This is a genomic window from Methylobacterium sp. WL64 (assembly GCF_008039945.1).
GTDB lineage: Bacteria > Pseudomonadota > Alphaproteobacteria > Rhizobiales > Beijerinckiaceae > Methylobacterium.
Map to the genome: position 1 here is coordinate 1 of NZ_VRVA01000297.1, position 870 is coordinate 870.

Below are 870 nucleotides of genomic sequence, written 5' to 3' on the forward strand. Positions count from 1 at the left end.
GACCTCGGTGAACGGGGCGTTCGAGACGTAGATCAGGTCGCGGTTGCGCATGCGGAACGCCTGGGTGGTGAACAGGCTGTTGGGGTCGCGCATGTTGATCCGGTACACCACCGGCACCAGCGGGGTGCCGGTGAGCTTGGTGGCCGGGTTGAGGCGGCGCACCACGCTGGCGGGCTCGAACCGGAAGATGAAGGTGCCGGCCGGGTCGGCGGCGAAGTCCGACAGGCCGCGCGCCTTGGCGAGCGCCTGGGCCAGGGTGATCCCGTCGGCCTGGAACGGCAGCTCGGTCGCCTGGCCGAGCGCGCCCACCGCCAGGAAGGTCTGCGGATCGCGCACCAGGGTCAGCACGTCGTTGGGCCGCAGGTAGATGTTCTCCTTGGGGTTCGACACCACCGTGGTCAGCGGCACCGTGGCGGTGAGCGGCCCACGCGACAGGCGCACGAAGGTCTCCGAGACCGGCGAGCGGTTGCCGCCCGCCGACGCGATGACGTCGAGGATGCGGTCGCCGTGGCCCGACAGCGGCAGACGCGCGCCGGCGGCGCCCTCGCCGGTGACGGTCACCGCCTGGCTGATCGGCCGGGTGACCGAGACCAGCACCTGCGGCTGGATCGCCTTGCCGGCGAGCTCGTTCTCGATCAGGCCCTGGACGTCCTGGGGCCGGCGGCCGGCGACCTTGATGCGCCCGGCATAGGGCACCGAGATCGCGCCGTCGCGGCCGACCGGCTGCTCGGGGATGAGGGCGGACTTGGAGCCGGCGGAGAAGCGGTCGGCCACCAGCGGGCCGGAGAACAGGCCGCCGGAACCGGCCTCCCAGACCGAGACCGAGACCATGTCGCCGATGCCGATCACCGGCTCGGTGGAGGGGCGGTG

General features: G+C 72.4%; 1 protein-coding gene. It reads right to left on the minus strand.

From position 1 onward, the window contains the following. A partial coding sequence (locus FV242_RS33980; protein WP_147942042.1) for a polysaccharide biosynthesis/export family protein occupies nt 1-870 on the minus strand: 870 nt, incomplete at both ends.